Source organism: Aminiphilus sp. (genome assembly GCF_029975095.1).
In the GTDB taxonomy this organism is placed as follows: Bacteria; Synergistota; Synergistia; order Synergistales; family Aminiphilaceae; genus Aminiphilus.
Genome location: NZ_JARKPW010000195.1, coordinates 1 through 3,086 on the forward strand (window position 1 = coordinate 1; position 3,086 = coordinate 3,086).

5 protein-coding genes are annotated in these 3,086 nt (G+C 56.5%); all 5 read left to right on the top strand.

What is annotated here, in order from left to right; genetic code table 11:
* Positions 1–351 (top strand): MnhB domain-containing protein (locus Q1K49_RS12505; protein WP_300526340.1); only part of this gene is annotated, 351 nt, incomplete at its 5' end.
* Positions 341–688 carry a cation:proton antiporter subunit C gene (locus Q1K49_RS12510; RefSeq protein ID WP_300526341.1) on the top strand — a complete coding sequence of 116 codons (348 nt, stop codon included), beginning with the start codon at positions 341–343 and terminating at the stop codon, positions 686–688. The genes Q1K49_RS12505 and Q1K49_RS12510, both read left to right, overlap by 11 nt.
* Positions 685–2,250 carry a proton-conducting transporter membrane subunit gene (locus Q1K49_RS12515; RefSeq protein WP_300526342.1) on the top strand — a complete coding sequence of 522 codons (1,566 nt, stop codon included), beginning with the start codon at positions 685–687 and terminating at the stop codon, positions 2,248–2,250. The genes Q1K49_RS12510 and Q1K49_RS12515 overlap by 4 nt, the downstream gene beginning before the upstream one ends.
* Entirely contained in the window at positions 2,250–2,588 is a 339-nt protein-coding gene (locus Q1K49_RS12520) for a hydrogenase (RefSeq protein WP_300526343.1), read from the top strand. Before Q1K49_RS12515 ends, Q1K49_RS12520 begins: the two co-directional genes overlap by 1 nt.
* Positions 2,589–2,598: 10 nt before the next feature.
* A partial coding sequence (locus Q1K49_RS12525; protein WP_300526344.1) for an NADH-quinone oxidoreductase subunit B family protein occupies positions 2,599–3,086 on the top strand: 488 nt, incomplete at its 3' end.

Sequence of the window (3,086 nt, forward strand, 5' to 3'; positions counted from 1 at the left end):
CTTCTCGTCGCCCATGGCGGCGGCAAGGTCTTCGGATGGGTACGCAAGGGAGTGTACACCGCTCTGGAGCAAACCGGGCTGCTGCTCTTCATCGGTGCGGGGTTTCTCGGAATCGGAACGACCTTCTTCTACAATGTCCTCGCAAAGCGGGGAGGGCTCTTTGGAGCGACAGTACCGCTCGGACCCAATGCGGGCGTTCTCAACAGTTCCGGAACGATTGCCCTGGCGAACATCGCAGTGGGGCTTGAGGTTGTGGGAGGACTCTCGCTCATCCTTCTCTATATGAGCAAGGCGTCGCTTTCTTCTCCGAAAGAAGAGACGCAGGGCAAGGAGGCCGGTCATGATCGCTAGTTTCCCCTATCTCATCGTGGGTCTCCTTTTCCTGTTCGGTCTTTATGCGGTGGTTTTCGAAAGAAACCTGATAAAAATCGCCATCGGTATCTCCGTGATCGAGGCAGCGACGAACATGTTTCTCATCGTTCTCGGCTATCGAACGGGAGGTCGGATTCCCGTCTTCACTCTTGCTGGAGAGAGCAAGGTTCTCGTACTTCCAACGCCGCAGGCGCTGACACTGACGGCTATCGTCATCGGTATGGCCACCACGGCGCTCATGCTGTCGCTCATCATGGTTCTCTATCGTCATTACGGAACACTCGACGTCAGGGAGATAAGGAGGCTGCGAGGATGAACTGGTACGATCATCTCCCCGCTCTGGTGCTCGCCGTCCCCCTTCTGGGAGCCTTCGGTGCACCCGTTCTGGGATTGAGCGGTCGCTACGCCCGCAACGCGTGGTTTGTCCTCATCTCCGCCTGTACGGCGGCACTTGCGCTGTTGCTCTGGCAAAAGGCATCCATGAACGGCGTATTTGTCTACGTTCTCGGAGCAGAGAGTTGGAAACTCGCTCTGCCATCGGGGATGAGTTTGCCGATCCGGATCATTCTCGAAGTGGATTCATTCAGTGCGCTCATGGCTGTCATCGGCAGCATCGCGTCCTTCGCAGGGACACTCTTTTCCCTTCGTTTCATGGAGCGTTTCTCCGGACTGGACAAGTTCGTTGCCCTTTATTTTCTGCTTACCACCGGCATGTTGGGCATGGAGCTCACGGGTGATCTTTTCAATTTCTTCGTCTTTCTTGAGATTGCCTCCGTTGCCTCCTTCGGTCTCGTGGCTTTCTGGCGGGACCGCCCGGAAGCGGTGGAGGCCGGCTTCAAGTACATGCTGATCTCCACGGTGGGGGCGCTCTTCGTTCTTCTGGCTGTCGGGCTCTTCTACGGAAGATACAACGCGGTGAACATGGCGGCGGTAGGACAGATGCTCCATTTGGGACTCCCGGAAAAGGCCGCGCTGGCTCTTCTCGTGGCGGCCCTCGCCATGAAGTGCGGTTCCGTACCCATGCACATGTGGACCCCTGATGCCTACGCGGAAGCACCGGCGGGTGTCACCTGTCTTCTCGTTGCCGTGAGCCAGGCATCGCTCTACGGTCTTTTCCGGGTCTGCTTTTCCATTTACGGCATGAGCATCGGCAGCAGCGTCGTTCCCTGGACCATCATCGTCATGGGGCTCCTTTCCATGTTCATCGGCGTAACCATGGCGGTGATACAGAAGGATGTCAAGCGACTCATGGCGTATCATTCCGTCTCCCAGGTCGGCTACATTCTGCTTGGATTGGGCGTGGGCCTGTTGGCGCTGAAAGATGCGAAGGCCATGGCGGACTACGGGTTCACCGCTATTCAGGGTGGAATCTTCCATCTCATGAACTACACCATGTACAAAGGACTCCTCTTCCTTGTGGCGGGAGCACTCGCTTATGCAGCCAAGAGCAGGAATCTCAACGAGTTGGGTGGACTTGCTCACGCCATGCCGCATACCACGTTCATGTTCATCATCGCCGCGGCGGCCATTGCAGGTCTTCCGCCATTCAACGGATTCGTGTCAAAACTGCTCATCTATGAATCCACCTTTGCCGTGCATCCCTTTCTTCCTGTAGTGGCCATGGTCACCTCCGTGCTGACCCTCGCGTCTTTCGTGAAAGTCTTTCAGACGGCATTCCTGGGACCACGGAGAAGCCGGCTCGCCGAGGTGGAGGAAGTGCCGGGCACGATGCTTCTCGGGATGTTCTCTCTGACGCTTGTCGTCCTCGGGCTCTCTCTTTTTCCGACCTGGTCCATGGCTCATATCATCGAGCCGGCAGCCAAAGCCCTCGTTGATCAAGCCGGTTACATTCGGGCAGTTATGGGGGGTGGTCTCTGATGTGGCCCAAGATCCATTCCGGATTCGGGTATTGGGATGTCGTGAGCTGGCTGGTGTTCTTTTTCATCGTCTCTGTCTTCGTGTTGTGGTTTCGCTCTCAGGGGCGCTCGGACTACAAGGAGGGAACGGAGCAAGACGACATCTTTTTCTGTGGCAATGATGTCCCGGAAAAAGGAGAGGATTACGCGGTTCCTGCGAGCGGGGCCTATTGGGGATTTACCAAGGCGCTGTCCGGATTCTACGAACTGCTCACGGCGTGGCACAGTGGCATTGCCACCGAGTACACGGGCTATCTCGTTGTTTTCACCGCGCTGATGCTTTCTCTGGCGCTCCTGTAGGAGGACGGCAATGAAACCGGAAAAACATCTCGAAGTGTTGCCAAAGTCAATCTGGGTTTTTCACTGCAACAGCGGTTCCTGCAATGGTTGCGACATTGAGATCGTCGCCACCATCTCGCCCCGTTATGATATTGAACGTTTCGGTATGAAACTTGTCGGAACGCCTCGTCATGCCGACGCGCTCCTCGTCACGGGGCCGGTGACGAAATACATGACCGATCGCCTGCGCCGCATCCACGCTCAGATTCCCGACCCGAAGGTCGTCATCGTAGTGGGGAACTGCGGCTGCTCCGGGGATGTCTTTTACAAATCCTACAATCTGGACGGTCCCGTGGACAACATTATCCCCGTCGATGTCTATGTCAATGGATGTCCGCCGCGGCCGGAGGCGATCATTGAGGGTGTCGCAAAGGCCGTTCTCAAGCTGGAGAAGATACGGGAAACGCTTACGGTTTCCAAGGAGACACCTGTCGTTCCCGAGGAACCGGAGGAGGAATA

Excerpts from the sequence above, each read along its gene's own strand:
- Q1K49_RS12515 (WP_300526342.1), top strand. The coding sequence starts at position 685 with ATGAACTGGTACGATCATCTCCCCGCTCTGGTGCTCGCCGTCCCCCTT.
- Q1K49_RS12520 (WP_300526343.1), top strand. The coding sequence starts at position 2,250 with ATGTGGCCCAAGATCCATTCCGGATTCGGGTATTGGGATGTCGTGAGC.
- Q1K49_RS12510 (WP_300526341.1), top strand. The coding sequence starts at position 341 with ATGATCGCTAGTTTCCCCTATCTCATCGTGGGTCTCCTTTTCCTGTTC.